The organism is Goodfellowiella coeruleoviolacea, from assembly GCF_024171785.1.
GTDB lineage: Bacteria > Actinomycetota > Actinomycetes > Mycobacteriales > Pseudonocardiaceae > Goodfellowiella > Goodfellowiella coeruleoviolacea.
Genome location: NZ_JAMTCK010000026.1, coordinates 1 through 22,968 on the forward strand (window position 1 = coordinate 1; position 22,968 = coordinate 22,968).

3 protein-coding genes are annotated in these 22,968 nt (G+C 72.7%); all 3 read left to right on the forward strand.

Translation table 11 applies throughout. The features are described 5' to 3' along the window. The first annotated feature begins 12 nt into the window (after nt 1–12). On the forward strand, nt 13–7,221 hold the full coding sequence (locus tag LX83_RS35870; protein ID WP_253780129.1) for a type I polyketide synthase: 7,209 nt from the start codon (nt 13–15) through the stop codon (nt 7,219–7,221). 74 nt (nt 7,222–7,295) lie between these two features. Further along, entirely contained in the window at nt 7,296–12,818 is a 5,523-nt protein-coding gene (locus LX83_RS35875; RefSeq protein WP_407649755.1) for a type I polyketide synthase, read from the forward strand. Beyond that, the gene (locus LX83_RS35880) at nt 12,815–22,933 is read left to right on the forward strand and encodes a type I polyketide synthase (RefSeq protein ID WP_407649756.1); all 10,119 of its coding nucleotides are present in this window, start codon (nt 12,815–12,817) and stop codon (nt 22,931–22,933) included. Before LX83_RS35875 ends, LX83_RS35880 begins: the two co-directional genes overlap by 4 nt. Nucleotides 22,934–22,968 lie beyond the last annotated feature (35 nt).

Below are 22,968 nucleotides of genomic sequence, written 5' to 3' on the forward strand. Positions count from 1 at the left end.
TGGTGTTCCACGGTGACCAGTGACTGGATCGACCCGAGCACTCTGGACAGTGGCTACTGGTATCGGAATCTGCGGTTGCCGGTGCGTCTGGACGAGGTCATCGCCAGGCTGATCGATGAGGGGTACTCGGCGTTTGTGGAGTGCAGCCCGCATCCGGTGTTGACGGTGGGGGTTGAGCAGCGGGCTGAGGTGGCTGGCCGGGATGATGTGCTGGCGGTGGGCACGCTGCGTCGTGATCAGGACGGGTTGCGGCAGTTCTACAGCGCGCTGGGCCAGGCATGGGTCGGCGGCGTGACCGTCGACTGGTCCCGTGTCTTACCGGACCAGACCGGTGGCGAGGCTGGGTTGGTCGGGTTGCCGACGTATGCCTTCCAACACCAGCGGTTCTGGCCGAGCGAGCCGGTGTGGAGCGAGTCCGCCGCGGCCACGGGGTCCGAGGGCGACAACCGGTTCTGGGCTGCGATCGAGCAGGAGGACCTGCCCGCGCTGAGCAACACGCTCCAAGCCGACGATGAGCAGCGCAATGCGCTGGAATCGGTGCTGCCGGTGCTCTCCTCGTGGCGTCGACGCCAGCGGGAAACATCCACTGTGGATGGATGGCGCTATCGGGTCACCTGGAAGAAACTGCCGGAGGCGGCATCCACCGAACTGGTTGGCACCTGGCTGGTGGTGGCTCCTGCTGGCGAGGGGGTCGAGTGGGCGGAGGCGATCGGCCAGGCGATGACCGATCAGGGCGCCCGGGTCGTGCCGGTCGAGTTGGACCCCACCACGGATCGGGCGGGCATCGCGGCCCGGCTGGCGGCAGCGGTGGCCGACGTTCCCGCGCCGGCCGGGGTGCTCTCCCTGCTGGCTCTTGCCACGGGCAGCCATCCCACCTACTCGGCCGTTCCGGCCGGGTATGCCGGCACGGTTGCACTGGTGCAGGCACTGGGTGACGCCGCGATCGACGCGCCACTGTGGGTGGTGTCGCGGGGGGCTGTGTCCACAGGACCGGCTGACCCGGTGACCGAGCCGATTCAGGCGTTGGTGTGGGGACTTGGTCCCGTGGTCGGCCAGGAGCACCCGCAGCGCTGGGGTGGTCTGGTGGATCTGCCGAGCGCACTGGACCGGACCACCCTGACCAGGCTGGCCGCTCTGCTGGCCACTGCGGACACCGAGGACCAGCTCGTGGTTCGCGCCAACGGAGTTCACGCGCGCCGGCTCGCCCACGCCAACCCGGACGTCCCGCCGCTGCCCGGTGCGGGTTGGCGGCCCCGGGGGACGGTGCTGGTCACCGGTGGCACTGGCGCGTTGGGTGCGCACGTTGCCCGTTGGCTGGCCAGGCACGGTGCCGAACACCTGCTGCTGACCAGTCGTCGGGGCATGGCCGCGCCTGGCGCTGAGGAGTTGGTCGCTGAGCTGACCGAGTCGGGCGCCGCGGTCACGGTGTCCACTGTGGATCTCGCGGACCGGGACGCGCTCGCCGAGTTGCTGGCCGGGATTCCCGCCGAGCAGCCGTTGACCACCGTGGTGCACACCGCGGCCGCGCTGGATGACGCGCTGCTCGCCGACCTGTCGGTCGAGCAGATCGACCACGTGCTGCGGGTGAAGGTCGAGTCCGCGCGCAACCTGGCCGAGCTGACCGAAGAGCTGGAGCTGTCCGCGTTCGTGTTGTTCTCCTCGTTCGGTGGCATGTTCGGCGCGGCCGGCCAGGGCAACTACGCACCGGGCAACGCGTTTGTCGATGCCCTTGCCAGGACGATGCGGGCCAGGGGTCGGCGAGCCACGGCGATCATGTGGGGCCACTGGGCGGCCGGCGGCATGGCCACCGGCGCGGTCGAGGAGCGCATGTTCCAGCGGGGTGTGCCGGCGATGGCACCGGAACTGGCGCTGTCGGCGTTGCAGCGGGTGCTCGACAACGACGAGACCAGCGCGGTCGTGGTGGACATCGACTGGGCCAGGGTGGTCGCCGTGTCCGGTCGGCCCAGCTCACTGTTCCAGGAGATCCCGGAGGTCCGCCGGCTGGTGGCCGAGTCGAGCGCTGACCAGGCGGGCGCTGGCCAGGCCACTCCGGAGTCGCTGACCGGTCGGTTGGCCCGGCTGTCCGCGGCCGAGCGCGAGCAGACCCTGCTGGAGCTGGTTCGCGCCCAGGTCGCCGCGGTCCTCGGCTACGACTCGGCGGCGCTGGTGGACGCGGACCGCGCGTTCAAGGACCTCGGCTTCGACTCGGTGACCGCGGTGGAACTGCGCAACCGGCTGCAGGTGGCGACCGAGCTGCGGCTGCCCGCGACCCTGGTGTTCGACTACCCGACGCCGGTGGTGCTGGCGCGGCACATGGCCGGCGAGATCGCCGGCGGTGTGGTGGCGCCGGCTGCTCCGGTGGTGGCGACGCGGCCGGTGGGTGACGAGCCCATCGCGATCGTCGCCATGAGCTGCCGGTTCCCCGGCGGGGTGAACTCGCCGGAGCAGCTGTGGCAGCTGCTGGTCACCGGAGGTGACGCCATCACCGGATTCCCGACCGACCGGGGCTGGGATGTGGCCGACCTGTACCACGGTGACCCGGACCAACCGGGCAAGACCTACGTGCGCGAGGGCGGTTTCCTGCACGACGTCGCGCTGTTCGACTCGGCGTTCTTCGGGATCTCGCCGCGTGAGGCGCTGGCCATGGACCCGCAGCAGCGGCTGTTGCTGGAGGTCTGCTGGGAGGCGTTCGAACGCGCCGGAATCCGGCCGGGCAGCGTGCGTGGCAGCCAGATCGGAGTGTTCGTCGGAGCCAGCTCGTCCTCGTACGGAACCGGGGTGCGGGAGGCGCCGGAGGGCACCGAGGGGCATCTGCTGACCGGCACCGCGATGAGCGTGGTCGCCGGCCGGCTCGCCTACAACTTCGGTGTCGAGGGACCGGCGGTCACCGTGGACACGGCGTGCTCGTCGTCGCTGGTGGCGCTGCACCTGGCCGCCCAGTCGCTGAGGGCGGGTGAGTGCTCGCTGGCGTTGGCCGGTGGCGTGACGGTGATGGCCTCCCCGGCGCCGTTCGTGTTGTTCAGCCGGCAGCGCGGCCTGGCGGCGGACGGGCGGTGCAAGCCGTTCTCGGATGCGGCCGACGGTATGGGGATGGCCGAGGGCGTGGGCATGTTCCTGGTGGAGCGGCTGTCCGACGCGCAGCGCAACGGGCACCAGGTCCTTGCGGTGCTGCGGGGCAGCGCGGTGAACCAGGACGGCGCGTCGAACGGGTTGACCGCGCCGAACGGGCCGTCGCAGCAGCGGGTGATCCGGGCTGCGTTGGCCAATGCCGGCCTGACAGCGTCCGATGTGGACGCGGTGGAGGCGCACGGCACCGGAACCACGTTGGGCGACCCGATCGAGGCGCAGGCCCTGCTGGCCACCTACGGTCAGGACCGGCCAGCCGAGCGTCCACTCTGGATCGGATCGGTCAAGTCCAACATCGGGCACACCCAGTCCGCGGCGGGCGCGGCCGGGGTGATGAAGATGGTTCTGGGCATGCGGCACGGCAGGCTGCCGAAGACACTGCACCTGGACGTCCCGTCGCAGCACGTGGACTGGGACTCGGGCGCGGTCGAGCTGCTCACCGAGGCACGGGACTGGCCGGAGACGGGCCAGCCGCGTCGCGCCGGGGTGTCCTCGTTCGGGGTCAGCGGCACCAACGCGCACGTGATCCTGGAACAGGCGCCCGCACCGGTGGAACACCCGGACGAGACACCGGTCACCGAGCCGGCCGCGGTGGCCTGGCCGCTGTCCGGGCGCACGCCCGGTGCGCTGCGTGCCCAGGCAGCCGAGCTGGTGTCGCACGTGCGGGCCCGGTCCGAGCTGACCGCCGCCGACATCGGGCTGGCCCTGGCCACGACCAGGGAAACGTTCGAGCACCGGGCCGTGCTGGTTGGCCGGGATCGTGCCGAGCTGGTGGAGCGCCTGGCGACACTGGCCGAGGACGGCTCAGGACCCGGCCTGGTGCGCGGAGTCGCGGGTGAGGCGGGCAAGGTGGTGTTCGTCTTCCCCGGCCAGGGCTCGCAGTGGCTGGGCATGGGGCGGGAACTGCTGGAGACGTCACCGGTGTTCGCCGAGCGGATGCGGGAGTGCCAGGTGGCGCTCGCGGAGTTCGTCGACTGGTCCCTGGTGGACGTGCTGCGTTCGGACGTCGAACTGGACCGGGTGGACGTGGTGCAGCCGGTGCTGTTCGCGGTGCTGGTCTCGCTGGCCGAGGTGTGGCGCTCGCACGGGGTGCGGCCGGCCGCGGTGATCGGGCACAGCCAGGGCGAGATCGCGGCGGCCTGCGTGGCGGGTGCGCTGACGCTGTCCGACGCGGCACGGGTGGTGGCGCTGCGCAGCCAGGCTCTGCTGGCACTGTCCGGCCAGGGCGGCATGGTCTCGATCCCGCTCGGCCGGGACGAGGTGACCACGCGGCTGGAGCGGTGGGCCGGCCGGTTGTCGGTCGCCGCGGTGAACGGCCCGAACTCGGTGGTGGTGTCCGGTGACGCCGAGGCGGTCGCCGAGCTGCTCGCCGAGTGCGCGGCCGACGGCGTGCGCGCCAAGCAGGTGCCGGTGGACTACGCCTCGCACTCGGCGCACGTCGAACAGATCGAGGGCCAGCTGCTGGCCGCGCTCGCACCGATCCAGCCGCGCGCCGCGCGGATCCCGTTCTACTCCACGGTCACCGGCGACCTGCTCGACACGACCGGTCTGGACGCCGCGTACTGGTACCGGAACCTGCGCCAGACCGTGGAGTTCGAGCGGGTCACCGCCCTGCTGGTGGAGCACGGTCACGGGGTGTTCGTGGAGTGCAGCCCGCACCCGGTGCTCACCGTCGGCGTGGAGGAGACGGTGGAGCGGGCCGGGGCCACCGGCGTGGCCGTGGGCACGTTGCGCCGCGACGACGGTGGGCTGGACCGGGTGCTGCTGTCCCTCGCCGAACTGGCCACGCGTGGCGTCGCGGTGGACTGGGCGAGCGTGTTCGCGGGTTCGGGAGCGCGGCCGGTGGAACTGCCCACCTACGCCTTCCAACGCCAGCGCTACTGGCTGGACTTCACCACGGCAGCCGGTGACGACCGGGAGAGCGGGGAGGCCGGGGGCACCGGCGCCGACGCCGGGTTCTGGGCGGCCGTGGAGGAACAGGACGTGCGGACGCTGGCCGACACCCTGGAGGTCGACGGCGCGGCGCTGGACGCGGTCCTGCCTGCGTTGTCCCGGTGGCGGCGGGAACAGCACGCTGAGTCCACAGTAGACGGATGGCGGTACCGGGTGACCTGGGAGCCGGTCGCCGAGCCGGAGCCGGCCACACCCGGTGGTCGGTGGTTGCTGGTCGTGCCGGCCGGGTGCACCGAGCAGGACTGGGTTCGCGCGGCGGTCGACGCGCTGGACACCGGGCAGGTGCGGGCCGTGCCGGTGGCGCTCGCCGACACCGAGCTGGACCGGGCGGTGCTGGCCGAGCGGTTGACCGCGGCGGTCGGGGACGAACCGGTGACCGGTGTGGTCTCACTGCTCGCCGCGCACGAGGCTGAGCTGGCGGGCTGGCCAGGCGTGCCCATCGGGGCGTCGCTGACGCTGGTGCTGATGCAGGCGCTGGGTGATGCCGGGGTGCACGCTCCGCTCTGGTGCCTGACACGGGGCGCGGTCGCGGTCGCCGACGCGGAAACACCGAGCAGTGCGGTGCAGTCGCAGGTGTGGGGTCTGGGTCGGGTGGTCGGCCTGGAACAGCCACACCGCTGGGGCGGCCTGGTCGACCTGCCCGAGGTGGTGGACGAGCGGGCCGCCGCCCGGCTGCGTGGTGTGCTGTTCGGACAGTCCGGAGAGGACCAGGTCGCGATCAGACCGGCCGGGTTGTTCGGCCGCAGGCTGGTCCGGGCCGCGATCGGCGGTGACGCGCCCGCCAGCGGGACGTGGCAGGCGCGGGGGACAGTCCTGGTCACCGGCGCGACCGGTGCGCTCGGACCGATCATCGCCCGGTGGCTGGCCGGCAACGGCGCCGAACACCTGGTGCTGACCAGTCGTCGGGGTGCGGCCGCGCCGGGCATGGCCGAACTGTCGGCCGAGCTGACCGCGGCCGGGGTCCGGGTGACCGTGGCCGCCTGCGACGTGGCCGACCGGGCCGCCCTCGCCGAGCTGGTCCGCCAGGTGGAGGCCGATGGTGGGCCGATCCGGGCCGTGGTGCACGCCGCCGCGCTGATCCGGCTGGTCTCCCTGGCCAAGACGACCGTGGCCGAGTTCGCCGAGGTGGTCAGCGCGAAGGTGGCCGGCGCGACGAACCTGGACGAGATCTTCGACCGGGACGACCTGGACGCGTTCGTGCTGTTCTCCTCGATCGCCGGCATCTGGGGCAGCGGTGACCACGGCGCCTACGCCGCTGCCGCCGCGTTCCTGGACGCCCTGGCCGAACAGCGCCGGGCGCGCGGCCGAGTGGCCACCTCGATCGCCTGGGGGGTGTGGGACGCGTTGCACCGCATGGACGACGGACAGGTCGTCGAGGACATGATGGATCTCAACCCGGAGTGGCACGGACTGTCCCCGATGGACCCCGAGTTGGGCATGCGCGGCATGGGGCGGGCACTCGACCTGGACGACACGGTCGTGGCGGTCGCCGACGTCGACTGGGAGCGGTTCACCGCGGCGTTCACCTCGGCGCGGCCCAGCCCACTGCTCACCGGGCTGCCCGAGGTGCGGCGGCTGCTCACGGCTGAGGCCGCCGAACCCGACCGGGACGCCGAGGACGTCCTCGCCGCGCTGCGGGAGCGGTTGACCGACGCCAGCCCGGTCGAGCGGCACCGGATCGTGCTGGATCTGGTGCGCACCAAGGTGGCCGAGGTGCTCGGCCACGCATCGGCCAGCGCCATCGATCCGGACAAGGCGTTCCAGGAGTTGGGTTTCGACTCGTTGACGGCGGTTGATCTCCGCAATAGGCTCAACGCGTCGACCGGGCTCCGCCTGCCGACCACACTGGTTTTCGACCATCCCAACGCGACGGTGCTGACCGGACACGTGTTGGCGGAGCTGCTTCCACAGGCCGGAACGAGTGTGTCCGGATTGGACGAGCTGGACCGACTGGAAGCGGCGCTGGCCATCGGCACCGTCGACGACGGTGTGCGAACCGAGATCACCCTGCGGCTGAGGAGCTTGCTGTCGCGGTGGACCGAAGGCATGGACCACGCCGAGGGCGGCTCTGGGGAACGGGATCTGGGAACGGCGACGGACGACGAACTCTTCGGCGTTCTCGACGAGCTGCGGACCTCCTGACCCGACGACCCCGAACCACTGCACCGCCCCGAGGAGTGCGCTGAATGGACAACGAAGAGAAGCTGCGCGAGTACCTGCGGTGGGCCACGGCCGACCTGCGTGACACCCGCAAGCGCCTGACCGAGCTTGAGGAGCGCGCGCACGAGCCGATCGCCATCATCGGCATGGCCTGCCGCTACCCGGGCGACGTGCGCTCCGCCGAGGACCTGTGGCAGCTGGTGGTCACCGGCGGCGACGCCATCGGTGCTTTTCCCGCTGATCGGGGGTGGGACCTGGCCGCGCTCTACGACCCCGATCCGGACAGCCAGGGCACCACCTACGCCCAGGGCGGCGGCTTCTACCAGGCCGCGGGTGAGTTCGACGCCGGGTTCTTCGGCATCTCCCCCCGGGAGGCGCTGGCCATGGACCCGCAGCAACGCCTGCTGTTGGAAACCTGCTGGGAGGCGTTCGAACGCGCCGGCATCGACCCGACCTCGATGCGCGGCGAGCGGGCCGGGGTGTTCGTCGGGGGCGGCTTCTCCGACTACGGCGGGGCGATGCAGGCGGCCCCGGACGGGCTGGAGGGCCACATGGTGACCGGCAAGGCCGGCAGCGTGCTGTCCGGGCGGGTCGCCTACACGCTGGGCCTGGAAGGTCCCGCCGTCACCGTGGACACCGCCTGTTCCTCCTCGCTGGTGGCCCTGCACATCGCCTGCCAGGCGCTGCGGGCGCAGGAGTGCGGCATGGCGTTGGCCGGCGGGGTGACCGTGATGTCCACCCCTTCGGTGATCATCGAGTTCAGCCGGCAGCGCGGGGTGGCCGCGGACGGTCGGTGCAAGGCCTTCGCCGAGGCCGCCGACGGCATGGGGCTCGGCGAAGGCGCCGGCGTGGTGCTGCTGGAGCGGTTGTCCGACGCCCGCCGCAACGGGCACCGCGTGCTGGCCGTGGTGCGCGGCAGCGCGGTCAACCAGGACGGCGCGTCCAACGGGCTGTCCGCGCCCAACGGGCCGTCCCAGCGCCGGGTGATCCGGGCGGCGCTCACCAACGCCAGGCTGGTGCCCGCCGACATCGACGTGGTGGAGGCGCACGGGACCGGCACCGCGCTGGGGGATCCGATCGAGGCGCAGGCGCTGCTGGCCACCTACGGCAAGGACCGGGCCGCGGACCGTCCACTGTGGTTGGGGTCGTTGAAGTCCAACATCGGACACACCCAGGCCGCCGCTGGTGTCGCCGGGGTGATCAAGATGGTGCTGGCCATGCGGCACGGGGTGCTGCCCAGGACCCTGCACGTGGACCAGCCCTCGCCGCACGTGGACTGGGAGTCCGGCGCGGTGTCGCTGCTCACCGACCCGCAGCCGTGGCCGGAGACCGGCCGGCCGCGGCGCGCCGGTGTGTCGTCGTTCGGGGTGAGCGGCACCAACGCGCACGTCATCCTCGAACAGGTGGCGACCGCGGCGGCCACCGAGCCGGGGCTGCCCGCCGCAGCGCTGCCCGTGCTGCCCTGGGTGCTCAGCGGCAAGACCGAGACCGCGCTGCGGCAGCAGGCGGACCGGCTGCGCGCTCTGGTCGCCGACGACCCCACCCTCGACCCGGCCGACATCGGGCTGTCCCTGGCGACCACCCGCACCGTCTTCGACCACCGGGCGGTGCTGGTCGGCGCGGACCGCGACGCGCTGCTCGCCGCGCTGTCCGCACTGGCCGCCGACCAACCCGACCCGGCCGTGGTGCGGGGCGTGCCAACCCCGGGCGGCCGGCCGGTGCTGGTCTTCCCGGGGCAGGGGTCCCAGTGGACCGGGATGGCCGTGGAACTGCTGGACAGCAACCCGGTGTTCGCCGAGCGGATGGCCGAGTGCGCGGCGGCGCTGCAGCCGTTCGTGGGCTGGTCGGCGATTGACGTGGTGCGGGGTGTGCCGGGTGCGCCGGGGTTGGAGCGGGTGGATGTGGTGCAGCCGGTGTTGTTCGCGGTGATGGTGTCGTTGGCGGAGGTGTGGCGCTCGTGTGGGGTGGAGCCGGCGGCGGTGGTGGGGCATTCCCAGGGTGAGATCGCGGCGGCGTGTGTGGCAGGGGCGTTGTCGTTGGAGGACGCGGCGCGGGTGGTGGCGTTGCGCAGTGTGGAGTTGGGTGCGTTGGCTGGTCGCGGTGGCATGGTGTCGGTGGCGTTGCCGGTGGACGAGGTGCGGGAGCGGCTGGAGTCCTGGGGTGAGCGGCTGTCCGTGGCCGCCGTCAACGGCGCCCGGTCGGTCGTGGTCTCCGGCGACACCGAGGCACTGGACGAACTGCTCGCCGGCTGCGCAGCCGACGGGGTGCGCGCCCGGCGCGTCCCGGTGGACTACGCCTCCCACTCCGCGCAGGTCGAGGCGGTCGAGGAGGGCCTGCTCGAAGTGTTGGCCCCGATCCGGCCGACCAGTGCCACCGTGCCGCTCTACTCGACGGTGACCGGCGGACCGATCAACACCGCTGAGCTGGACGCCGGCTACTGGTACTTCAACCTGCGCCAGACCGTGGAGTTCGACCAGGCGACCCGCGCGCTGCTGGCCGACGGGCACACCGTGTTCGTCGAGTGCAGCCCACACCCGGTGCTCACCGCGGCCATCCAGGAGACCGCGGACGACGCCGGACAGGACGTGACCGTGGTGGGGTCGCTGCGCCGGGACGAGGGCGGCCCGCACCGGATGCTGATGTCGCTCGCCGAGGCGCACGCGCACGGCGTGCCCGTGGACTGGCGGGCGCTGCTCCCCGGCGGCGGCTGGGTCGACCTGCCCACCTACGCGTTCCAGTCCGAGCGCTACTGGCTGGCCGCCAGCACCGGTCCGGCCGACGTGACCTCGGCCGGACTGGGTGGCGCCGACCACCCGCTGCTGGGCGCGGCCGTGCACCTGCCGGAGACCGGTGGCCTGCTGCTCACCGGCCAGCTGTCACTGCGCACGCACCCGTGGCTGGCCGACCACGCGGTCATGGGCACCGTGCTGCTGCCCGGCACGGCCTACGTGGAACTGGCGCTGCGTGCGGCGGCCGGCGTGGGCTGCGCCGAGGTCGAGGAACTGGCGTTGGAAGCCCCGCTGGTGCTGACCGACCAGGACGCGGTGCACATCCAGCTCAGCGTGGGCCCGGCTGACGAGGCCGGCCGCCGCTCGCTGAGCCTGTTCTCCCGACCCGCCGACGACGACCTGGCCGAGTCGTGGACCCGGCACGCCAGTGGCGTGCTCGGCCCGGCGACCGCGGTGGGTTCCTCGGCCTCGGCCAGCCTGCTGGTGTGGCCGCCGGCCGGTGCCGAACCGGTCGAGGTGGCCGACGTCTACGAGCGCGCCGCCGATCGCGGGTTCGTCTACGGCCCGACCTTCCAGGGACTGCGGGCGGCCTGGCGGCGCGGCGACGAGGTCTTCGCCGAGGTCGCGCTGCCCAGGGAGAACCACGGCGACGCCATCCGGTTCGGGGTGCACCCCGCCCTGCTGGACGCGGCCCTGCACGCGGTCGCGCTGGGCGCGCTGAACACCGAGGGCACCGGGCGGCTGCCGTTCTCCTGGTCCGGGGTGCGACTGCACGCCACCGGCGCGACCACGCTGCGGGTGCGGCTGGCCCAGGTCGGCGCGGAGACCACGGCCGTGGAGGTCGCGGACGCCGCCGGCACCCCGGTGGCCACCGTTGCCGCGCTCACCTCCCGGCCGGTGGTCCCGGACCAGCTCAGGGCCGCTCGTGGGAGCCGCGGCGACGCGCTGTTCCGGGTCGACTGGCTGCCGGTGCCGGCCAACCCGACCACCGGCCTGGTGGCGGCGCTCGGCGACGACCTCGGCCTGGCCGAACACCACACCGACCTGGCCGGGTTGGGCGCGGCAGTGGACGCCGGGGCGCCCGTCCCCGAGGTGGTGTTCGCGTCGGTGTCCCGACCCGCCGGCCCCGACGGGGTGCCGGCGGACGTGCGCGCCGCCGTTGACCACGCGCTCGGGCTGATCCAGTCCTGGCTGGCCGACGAGCGGTTCACCCACGCCAGGCTTGCCCTGGTGACCAGGGGCGCGGTGGCCACGACCGGCGACGAGGCCGTGCCCGACCTGGCCGGCGCGGCCGTGTGGGGCCTGGTCCGCACCGCCCAGTCCGAACACCCCGACCGCTTCCTCCTGGTCGACCTGCCCCCCGAAGCCGGTGTCGGTGCCGGCCTCCCGGCCGTGCTCGCCCTGGGCGAGTCGCAGATCGCCGTGCTCGCCCCGGGTGAGTCGCAGATTGCCGTGCGCGACGGACGCCCGCTGGCGCCGCGGCTGGTCCGGCAGCCGCACGACGACGGCGCGGCCAACCCGGCGGCGGCCACCACCGGCACCGTCCTGGTCACCGGCGGCACCGGCACCCTGGGCAGCCTGGTCGCCAGGCACCTGGCCGGCCAGGGCGTCCGGCGGCTGCTGCTGGTCAGCCGGCGAGGCCCGGCCGCGCCCGGTGCCGACGAACTGGTCGAGGACCTCACCGGGCTGGGCGCCCAGGTCGAGGTGGCCGCCTGCGACACCGGCGATCGCGCCGCACTGGCCGAACTGCTGGCCGGGATCCCCGCCGAGCACCCGCTGACCGCCGTGGTGCACACGGCTGGCGTCCTCGACGACGGGATGCTCGACGCGCTCACCCCGGACCGGTTCGAGCCGGTGCTGCGGCCCAAGGTGGACGCGGCCTGGCACCTGCACGAGCTGACCCGTGACCTGGACCTGACCGCGTTCGTGCTGTTCTCCTCGGCGTCCGGGACGTTCGGCACCGCCGGGCAGGGCAACTACGCGGCGGCCAACGCCTTCCTGGACGCGCTGGCCCAGCACCGCCGCGCCACCGGGCTACCGGCCCAGTCCCTGGCCTGGGGCCTGTGGGCGCAGACCAGTGAACTGACCGGCACCCTCGACCAGACGAACCGGGCCCGGCTGCGGCGTGACGGTTCACGCGAACTGAGCACCCAGGAGGGTTTGGCGCTGTTCGACGCCAGCGCGCACCTGGCCGCGCCGGTGCTGGTGCCGATCCGCATGGACGGCCAACTGCTGCGCGGCCGGGCCGAGGCGGACGCCGTGCCACCACTGCTGCGCGCGCTGGTCCGCACCGCACCGCGCCGGGCGTCCGATGTGGACACCGGGGCCGCGGCCACGCTGCGCCAGCGCCTGGCCGGGCTGTCCGAGTCCGAACGCGACCGGGTGCTGCTCGACCTGGTGCGGGCCCAGGCCGCGACCGTGCTCGGTCACGCCACCCCGGCGGCGGTCGAACCCACCCGGGGCTTCCTGGAACTGGGCTTCGACTCGCTCACCGCGGTCGAACTGCGCAACCGGCTCCAGGCGGCCACCGGGCTGCGGCTACCCGCGACCCTGGTGTTCGACTTCCCGACCGCCGCCGCGCTGGCCGGCCGGTTGCGCGAGGACCTGGGCGGTGACACGACCATGCCGCTGGTGCCCGCGCTGGCGGAACTGAACCGGCTGGAAGCGGTGCTCGCGCCGTACGCCGGCGACGACGGCGCACGGGCAGCGATCACGCTGCGACTGCGGGACCTGCTGGCACGGTGGAGCGACGGGCAGACCGGTCCCGAGGCGGCCGGTGATCCCCGGGACCTCGACTCGGCTTCCGACGAGGAACTCTTCGGTGTTCTCGACGAGCTGCGGACGTCCTGACGCGACGACCGGGAACCGCCCAACCCGCCCCAAGGAGCGACTGGATGTCTAACGAAGAGAAGCTTCGCGAATACCTCAAGTGGGCCACCAACGACCTGCGTGAGGCACGCGGGCGCGTCCGCGAGTTGGAGGCGCGCGAGCACGAGCCCATCGCCATCGTCGGCATGAGCTGCCGCTTCCCCGGCGGGGTGCGGTCCCCTGAGGACCTGTGGGGGCTGGTGGCCAACGGCGGGGACGCCATCTCCGGTTTCCCCGCCGACCGGGGCTGGGACATCGCCGACTTCTACGACCCGGACCCGGCCAGCTCCGGCAAGTCCTACGTGCGCGAGGGCGGGTTCGTGCACGACGCGGCCGAGTTCGACGCGGAGTTCTTCGGCATCAGCCCGCGTGAGGCCCTGGCCATGGACCCGCAGCACCGGCTGCTGCTGGAGATCTCGTGGGAGGCGTTCGAACGGGCCGGCATCGACCCGGCGTCGGTGCGGGGCAACCGGATCGGCGTGTTCGCCGGGGTGATGTACCACGACTACGCGTCCCGGCTCAGCTCGGCACCGGAGATCGTGGAGGGCTACCTCGGCAGCGGGAACGCGGGCAGTGTGGCGTCCGGGCGGGTCGCCTACACCTTCGGTTTCGAGGGCCCCGCGATCACCGTGGACACCGCGTGCTCGTCGTCACTGGTGGCGCTGCACCTGGCCGTGCAGTCGCTGCGGCGGGGCGAGAGCACCATGGCACTGGCCGGCGGCGTGACGGTGATCATGACGCCCGGCGGCTTCATCGAGTTCAGCCGGCAGCGCGGCCTGGCCCCGGACGGGCGGTGCAAGTCCTTCGCGGCCGCGGCCGACGGCACCGCCTGGGGCGAGGGCGCCGGACTGCTGCTGGTGGAGCGGCTGTCGGACGCGCGCCGCAACGGGCATCCGGTGCTGGCGGTGGTGCGCGGCAGCGCGGTCAACCAGGACGGCGCCAGCAGCGGACTGTCCGCTCCGAACGGCCCGGCGCAGCAGCGCGTGATCCGGCAGGCACTGGCCAACGCCGGGCTGACCGCCGACCAGGTGGACGCGGTGGAGGCGCACGGCACCGGCACGACGTTGGGTGACCCGATCGAGGCGCAGGCGGTGTTGGCCACCTACGGCCGGGACCGGCCGGCGGACCGTCCACTGTGGTTGGGGTCGTTGAAGTCCAACATCGGGCACACCCAGGCCGCCGCCGGTGTGGGTGGGGTCATCAAGATGGTGTTGGCCATGCGGCACGGGGTGCTGCCCAAGACGTTGCACGTGGACCGGCCGACCCCGCACGTGGACTGGTCGGCGGGTGCGGTCGAGCTGCTCACCGAGGCACGGGACTGGCCGGAGACGGGCCAGCCGCGTCGCGCCGGGGTGTCCTCGTTCGGGGTCAGCGGCACCAACGCGCACGTGATCCTGGAGCAGGCCGGCCCCGAGCCAGAACAGTCCACAACGGACGGTGAACCGGTGCGGCTGCCGGCGCTGCCGTGGCTGCTGTCCGGTGGAACAGCGGCGGCGCTGCGCGCCCAGGCCACACGCGTGCGGGCGTTCCTGGCCGGCCAGACCGACCTGTCCCCGGTCGACCTGGCGGCGGCGCTGGCGACGACCAGGTCGGCGCTGGCGCACCGGGCCGTGGTGGTCGGCCAGACCCGAGCCGACCTGACGGCGGGGCTCGCCGCGATCGCCGAGGGCACACCAGCGACGAACGTGGTGTCCGACGTCGCCGGTTCAGGCCGGCTGGCGTTCGTGTTCACCGGTCAGGGTGGGCAGCGGGTCGGGATGGGGCGGGAGCTGTACGCGGCGTTCCCGGTCTACGCCCAGGCCTTCGACGAGGTGTGCGGCCACTTCACCACCGAGCTGGCCGACGTGGTGTTCGGCGCCGCGTCCGGTTTGGACCAGACCAGGTGGACCCAGCCGGCGTTGTTCGCGGTCGAGGTCGCGTTGACCCGACTGCTCGCCTCCTGGGGGATCCACCCCGACGTGGTGATGGGCCACTCGGTCGGCGAGATCACCGCCGCGCACGTGGCCGGGGTGCTGTCCCTGGCCGACGCCGCTCGCCTGGTCACCGCCAGGGCGTCCCTGATGGACGCGTTGCCCGCCGGTGGCGCGATGCTCGCGGTCGCCGCGTCCGAGGCCGAGGTCAACGACGCCGGGCTGCCGGTGGGGGTGGATGTCGCCGCGGTCAACGGACCCGAGGCCGTGGTGCTCTCCGGACCGGAAGCCGAGATCGCTGAACTGGCCCGCGCCTGGAAGGAACAGGGGCGCCCGGTCAACCGGTTGCGGACCAGCCACGCGTTCCACTCCAGCCTGATGGACCCGATGCTGGCTGACTTCCGGGCGGCACTGGCCGGAATCAGCCTGACCGAACCCCGGATCGGGATCGTGTCCAATGTGACCGGTGGACTGGCCGACGCGGGGTTGTTGACCGACCCGGAGTACTGGGTGCGCCACGTCCGGGGCACGGTCCGGTTCGCCGACGGCGTCGACGCCCTGCGCGAGCAGGGCGTGCACACGCTGCTCGAAGTCGGACCGGACGCCGTGCTGACACCGATGGTGGCCGAACAGGGCGCGATCCCACTGCTGCGCCGCGAGCGGCCCGAGGCGCACTCGCTGGTGACCGCCGTGGGCCACCTGCACGCTCGCGGGGCCACTGTGGACTGGTCGGCGGTGTTCGCCGGGATCGACGCCCACCACGTCGACCTGCCCACCTACGCCTTCCAACGCCAACGCTACTGGCTGACGGACGAGCCTGCCGAACAGCCGGCGCTGGACCCGGCCGACACCCGGTTCTGGGCCGCGGTCGACCGGGAGGACCTGACCGAGCTGGCGCGGACGCTCGACGTCGACGACGACTCGCTCAGCGTGGTGTTGCCCGCACTGAGCCGGTGGCGCCGGCGGCGAGCGCACAGCGCCACAGTGGACGAACTGCGCTACCAGGTTTCCTGGCGGGTGCTGTCCGAGGCCGAGCCCGATGTGCTCACCGGACACTGGCTGCTGGTCACCCCCGACGACGTGCCGGACGAGACCACCACCACCACCTGCCGTCAGGCCCTGGCTGACAGCGGCGTCACCGTCACCGAGATCCGCGTGCCGCCCGCCGGAGTGGACCGCGCCGCCCTGGCCGAGCGGTTGCGGACGGCCAACACCGAGGCTGCCGTGGCGGGTGTGCTGTCGCTGGCCGCGCTGTCCGGGGTGGCCGACCCGGGTGCGCCATCCGTGCCCGGCGGGCTCACCGGCACGCTCGCCCTGGTGCAGGCCATGGGCGAGGCCAACCTCGCGGTCCCGCTGTGGTGTGTGACCCAGGGCGGGGTGTCCGCCGATCCCGCCGACCAGGCGCCCCACCCGGCACAGGCCGCGGTGTGGGGGCTGGGCCGGGTGGTCGCACTGGAACACCCGCACCGCTGGGGCGGGCTGATCGACCTGCCTGCGGTCCTCGACGACCGCGTTGCCAGCCGGCTTCGCCACGCGCTGGCCGGGGCTGAGGACCACCTGGCGGTCCGCTCCGCCGGCCTGTACGGCCGCCGGCTGATCCGGCCAGCCGTCGCCGGCACGGACGACGCGCCGGAGTGGCGCCCGCACGGCACGGTGCTGCTCACCGGTGGCGCCACCCCGGTCGGTGCCCAGGTGGCCCGCTGGCTGGCCGAGCACGGCGCCGAACACCTGGTGCTGACCACCACCGAGCACGAGACCACGGACCGCGCCCTGGTCGAGGCGCTCACCTCGGCGGGCTGCCAGGTCACCATCGCCGCCTGTGACTGTGCGGACCGGGACGCCGTGGCCGCCCTGCTGGCCGCACTGCCGGCCGACGCTCCGCTGACCGCGGTCGTGCACACCGCCACCGCGCTCGACAGCGGCGTGCCCGACAGCGGCGTGCTGGACGCCCTCACCCCGGAGCGGCTCGAACCGGTGTTCCGGGCCAACGCACTGGCCGCCGCACACCTGGCCGAGCTGACCAGGGAACTGGACCTGACCGCGTTCGTGGTGTTCTCGTCGGTTGCCGGGATGATCGGTGGCGGCGGCCAGGCCGGTCTCGCGGCCGGTGGCGCGTTCCTCGACGCCCTTGCCGAGCAGCGGGCGGCCCAGGGACTGCCGGCCACGTCCGTGTCCTGGGGCCCGTGGGCGCGCACCGGCGCCGACCCGGATCTGCGGAGCCGATTGGCTCGGCTGGGACTGCGGGAACTGGCACCGGAACTGGCCACCCACGCCCTTGCCCGCGTCATCGCCCACGGTGACGCCACCGCGGTGGTCGCCGACGTCGACTGGACGCGGCTCGCCGCGAACCTCACCGCCGGGGGCCGCGGCCAGCTGCTGGACGACCTGCCGGAGGCGCAGCAGGCCACCGAGGCGGCCGACACCCACCGGGCCGAACCCGCGCTGGCCGGACGACTCGCCGGTCTGTCCACTTCGGACCGCCTACGAGCACTCGTCGAGCTGGTCCGCGCGCACGTGGCCACGGTGCTCAACCACCCGACCGCGGCGGACGTGCCGAGCAGTCGAGCCTTCAGGGAGTTGGGCTTCGACTCGCTGACCGCCGTGGAACTGCGCAACCAACTGGCCGCCGCCACCGGGCTGACCCTGCCGTCCACCCTGGTGTTCGACTACCCCACGCCACAGGCGTTGGCCGAACACCTGAACAGCGAACTGCTCGGCGTCGCCGGCGGCGATCCCACCACGGCCAGCACCACCGCCAGCGCGGACGAGCCGATCGCGATCATCGGCATGGGCTGCCGCTACCCGGGTGGGGTGTCCTCACCGGAGGACCTGTGGCGGCTCGTGGTCTCCGGCACCGACGCCATCTCCGAGTTCCCCACCGACCGGGGTTGGGACATCGAGCAGCTGTACGACCCGGACGCGGCGCGCCCCGGCACGACCTATTCCCGCGAGGGCGGGTTCGTGCACGACGCGATGAACTTCGACGCCGCCTTCTTCGGTATCTCACCCCGCGAGGCGGTGGCCATGGACCCGCAGCAGCGGCTGCTGCTGGAGGCGTCCTGGGAAGCGTTCGAGCGCGCCGGAATCGATCCGCTGTCACTGCACGGCGGCCGGGTCGGCGTGTTCGCTGGCACTTCCGCACACGACTACGGGTCACTGCTGGCCATGGCACCGGACGAGGTGGAGGGCTACGTCGGCACCGGAACCGCCGCGAGCGTGGTTTCCGGCCGAGTCGCCTACGCGTTCGGCTTCGAGGGACCGGCGGTCACCGTGGACACGGCGTGCTCGTCGTCACTGGTGGCACTGCACCTGGCCGCGCAGGCGCTGCGCCAGGGTGAGTGCGGTATGGCCCTGGCCGGTGGTGTGACCGTGATGGCCACCCCCGCCGGGTTCATCGAGTTCAGCCGGCAGCGGGGGTTGGCCCCGGACGGCCGGTGCAAGTCATTCGCGGCTGCCGCGAACGGCGTTGGCTGGTCCGAGGGCGCCGGCGTGCTGCTGGTGGAGCGACTGTCCGATGCCCAGCGCAACGGCCACCCCATCCTCGCGGTGCTGCGCGGTAGCGCGGTGAACCAGGATGGCGCGTCGAACGGGTTGACCGCGCCGAACGGGCCGTCCCAGCAGCGGGTGATCCGGGCGGCGCTGGCCAACGCCCGGCTCGAACCGTCCGATGTGGACGTGGTGGAGGCGCACGGCACCGGTACGACGTTGGGTGACCCGATCGAGGCGCAGGCGGTGTTGGCCACCTACGGCCAGGACCGGCCGGCGGACCGTCCACTGTGGTTGGGCTCGTTGAAGTCCAACATCGGACACACCCAGGCCGCCGCCGGTGTCGCCGGGGTGATCAAGATGGTGCTGGCCATGCGGCACGGGGTGCTGCCGAAGACCCTGCACGTGGACCAGCCCTCGCCGCACGTGGACTGGTCGGCGGGCGCGGTCGAACTGCTCACCGAGGCACGGGAGTGGCCACAGGCGCAGGGACTGCCGCGCCGGGCCGGGGTGTCCTCCTTCGGGGTCAGCGGCACCAACGCCCACGTGATCCTCGAACAGCCACCGGCCGAACCGGACCGGCCACTGGAGGAAGCTGTTCAGTCGCTTCCCGTGGTTCCGGTCGTTCTGTCGGCCAGGAGCGCGTCCGCCCTCGCCGAGCAGGCGCAGCGCCTCCGGTCCGCTGTGGTCGAACGCCCTGAGTTGGCTTCCCTTGACCTGGCCTGGTCGCTGGTCACGTCCAGGTCTGCTTTGGAACACCGTGCCGTGGTGGTCGGGGCCGACCGCGAGGAGCTGCTGTCCGGTTTGGCCGCTGTGGCCGAGCAGCGTGACGTGGCGGCGGTCGTGCGTGATGTGGCCCGGGATGGGGCACGGCTGGCGTTCGTGTTCACCGGTCAGGGTGGGCAGCGGGTCGGGATGGGTCGGGAGCTGTACGAGGCGTTCCCGGTCTACGCCCAAGCCTTCGACGAGGTGTGTGCCGAGTTCGAGCCCGGGTTGGCCGATGTGGTGTTCGGCGCCGCCCCCGGACTGGACGAGACCCAGTGGACCCAACCCGCCTTGTTCGCCGTTGAGGTCGCGTTGACCCGACTGTTGGCCTCCTGGGGTGTGCGTCCTGATGTGGTGATGGGCCACTCGGTCGGGGAGATCACAGCCGCGCACGTGGCGGGGGTGTTGTCCCTGTCGGATGCGGCGCGTCTGGTTCGGGCGCGGGCGGGGTTGATGGGTGCGTTGCCGGCCGGTGGGGCCATGCTGGCGGTGGCCGCCACCGAAGCCGAAGTCCGCGAGGCCGGGCTGCCGGGTGGGGTGGACGTCGCCGCGGTGAACGGGCCCGAATCGGTGGTGTTGTCCGGTCCTGAAGCCGAGATCGGTGAGTTGGAACAGCTCTGGCGGGGTCGGGGTCGGTCGGTCAAGCGGTTGCGGACCAGTCACGCGTTCCACTCCAGCCTGATGGACCCGATGCTGGCGGACTTCCGAGCCGCGTTGGCCGGGGTTCGGTTCGCGGAGCCGGAGATCGGGATCGTGTCCAACCTGACCGGCGAACTCGCGGGTGTGGGGTTGGTGTCGGATCCGGAGTACTGGGTGCGTCATGTGCGGGGCACGGTCCGGTTCGCCGACGGCATCACCACGCTGCACGACCAGGGCGTGGCCACCGTGGTGGAAGTCGGCCCCGACGCGGTGTTGACCGCGATGGTCTCGGACACCGTGCCAGCCGAGGTGGCGGCGGTGCCGGTGCTGCGCCGCGACCGCCCTGAGGTGCAGTCGCTCGTCGCTGCTGTGGGGCGGCTGCACGCGCGTGGGGGCACTGTGGACTGGGCGGGGTTGTTCGCTGGTACTGGTGCTCGTCGTGTTGATCTGCCGACTTATGCGTTCCAGCGGGAGCGGTACTGGCTGGACGCGCCGTGGCGGGTCGGGGATGTCGCCTCAGCCGGACTGGTCGCGGCCGAGCACCCGCTGCTCGGCGCGGCCGTCGAACTGCCCGAGGCGGGCGGGCACGTCCTGACCGGTTCCCTGTCGCTGCGCTCCCACCCGTGGCTGGCGGACCACGCGGTGCTGGAAACCGTCCTGCTACCCGGAACCGCCTTTGTCGAACTGGTGCTGCGCGCTGGCGACCAGGTGGGCTGTGGGGTGATCGAGGAGCTGACCCTTGGCGCGCCGATGCTGCTGCCGGCGCGTGGTGGCGTGCACGTGCAGGTGATGGTGGGTGCCGCCGACGAAACCGGTCGGCGGCCGGTCACGGTGCACTCGCGTCGCCACGACGCGGACCCCGGTGAGCAGTGGACCCGGCACGCGAGCGGGTTCCTCGCCGGCATTGACGAACAGCAGGGCTCGGCCGAACTGGTCGAGTGGCCCCCGACGGGGGCGACCGCGATTCCAGTGCACGACCTGTACGACCGGCTGGTCGACAACGGGTTCCACTACGGCCCCACGTTTCAGGGCCTGCGGGCAGCGTGGCACCGGGATGACGAGGTGTTCGCCGAGGTTGCGCTGCCCTCGCCGCAACAGGGTGAAGCCGGCCGGTTCGGTGTGCACCCGGCATTGCTGGACGCGGCCCTGCACGCGGTCGGCTTGGGTCGGTTCGTCACCGCCACCGGTCAGGGGCACCTGCCGTTCTCCTGGGCCGGGGTGCGCCTGCACGCCACTGGCGCCGCCACCGTGCGGGTTCGGCTGGCCCCGGTCGGCACGGACTCGATCTCGTTGACCGTCGCGGACACCACCGGCCAGCCCGTGGCCTCGGTGCGGTCCCTGATGCTCCGGCCGGTCTCCCCGGAACAGTTGAACACCACTCGCGTGGAGTACCACGAGTCACTGTTCCGAGTGGACTGGGCGCCGGCGCTGCCCGGCGCGGCCAGCACGGCGACCTGTGCGGTGCTCGGTGTCGAGGAGTTCGGGCTGCACACCGCGCTCCAGTCGGTCGGGGCACGGACGGCGACCGATCTGGCCGACCTGATGGCAGCTGGACCAGCGAGCCTGGTCTTCCTGCCGATCGCACCGGCAGCCGACGCACCGCCGGTTGCGGTGCGCCAGGCCACCACGCGTGTGCTCGACCTCGTCCGCGCCTGGCTGGCAGAGCCCCAGTTGGCGGACAGCCGGCTGGTGGTGGTCACTCGCGGGGCGGCCAGCACCACCGGCTCGCCGGTCGCGCCGGATCTGGCCGCCGCTTCCGTGTGGGGGCTGCTGCGCACCGCCCAGGCAGAACACCCGGGCCGGTTCACCCTGCTCGACCTGGACGTTGACGGCGCAGTGCCGGACGCTGACACGCTGCTGGCCGCGCTGGCCGGCGACGAGCCGCAGTTGGTGGTTCGACAAGGCGCGGTGCTCGCTCCTCGGCTGGTGCGGGTTCCGGCGGCACCGGACCTACCGGAACCGCTCGAACTCGATCCCACCGGGACCGTGCTGATCACCGGAGGCACCGGCGGGCTGGGCCGGTTGATCACCCGGCACCTGATCGACCGAGGAAGCCGTGAGGTGGTGCTCACCGGCCGCCGGGGCATGGCGACGCCGGGTGTGCCCGAGTTCGTCGCCGACATGGCCGAGCTGGGTGCCAGGGTCTCCGTGGTGGCCTGTGACGCGGCCGACCGGGATGCGCTGGCTGAGTTGGTGGCCGCGTTGCCTGGGTTGACGGCTGTGGTGCACACGGCCGGTGTTCTGGATGACGGGGTGTTGGAGTCGTTGACGCCGGAGCGGTTCGATGCGGTGTTGCGGCCGAAGGTGGATGCGGCCTGGTATCTGCACGAGCTGACCAGGGATCGTGATCTGTCCGCGTTCGTGTTGTTCTCCTCGGCGGCGAGCACGCTGGGTAACGCCGGTCAGGCGAACTACGCGGCGGCCAACGCCTTCCTGGACGCACTGGCCCAGCACCGCCGGGCCACCGGTCTACCCGCGCACTCGCTGGCGTGGGGCCTGTGGGAACAGGCGAGCGGGCTGCTCGGCGAGTTGACCGAGGTCGACCGGCGCCGGATGAACCGGGGCGGTTTCGCCGCACTGTCCACACCGGACGCGCTGCGGCTGTTCGACACGGCCAGGGTCCTGCCCGATCCCGTGTTGCTGCCGATGAATCTGGACACCACCGCGTTGCGCGCCCAGATCGGCACCAACCCGGTGCCGCCGCTGCTGCGCGGACTGGTCCGGCCGAACCGGCGCCAGGCACGAGAGACGCCCGAGACCGACGGCGGCGCGTCGCTGGTGCTGCGGCTCTCCTCGGCCACCGAGGAGGAACAGGAGAAGATCCTGGTGGACCTGGTTCGCGAGCAGGTCGCCGCCGTGCTCGGGTACGCCTCGCTGGACAGCGTCGAACCGACGCGGGCGTTCAGCGATCTCGGTTTCGACTCGCTCAGCGCCGTTGAACTGCGCAACAGCCTCAACACCGCCACCGGGTTGCGGCTGCCCGCGACCCTGGTCTTCGACTACCCGAGTCCGGTCGCCCTGGCTGAGCACCTGCGCTCGGAACTGGTGACCGAGGCCACGGCCGAGACTCCGCTACTGGTGGACCTGGCCCGACTGGAAGCCCAGTTGGCCGGGTCGGCAACGGCACTGGCCGACGAGGTGCGGGTCAACATCAGGGGCCGGTTGGAGGCCCTGTTGGCAGGTCTGTACGGGTCAGGCGACGACGGCGGCACCGCCGTCATCTCGGCCGACCAACTGGAGTCGGTGACGGACGAAGAGCTGTTCAACCTCATCGACAACGACCTCGAAGTTTCCTGACCCGGCGAGCCGAACCAACCGCGGCGCTCGTACCA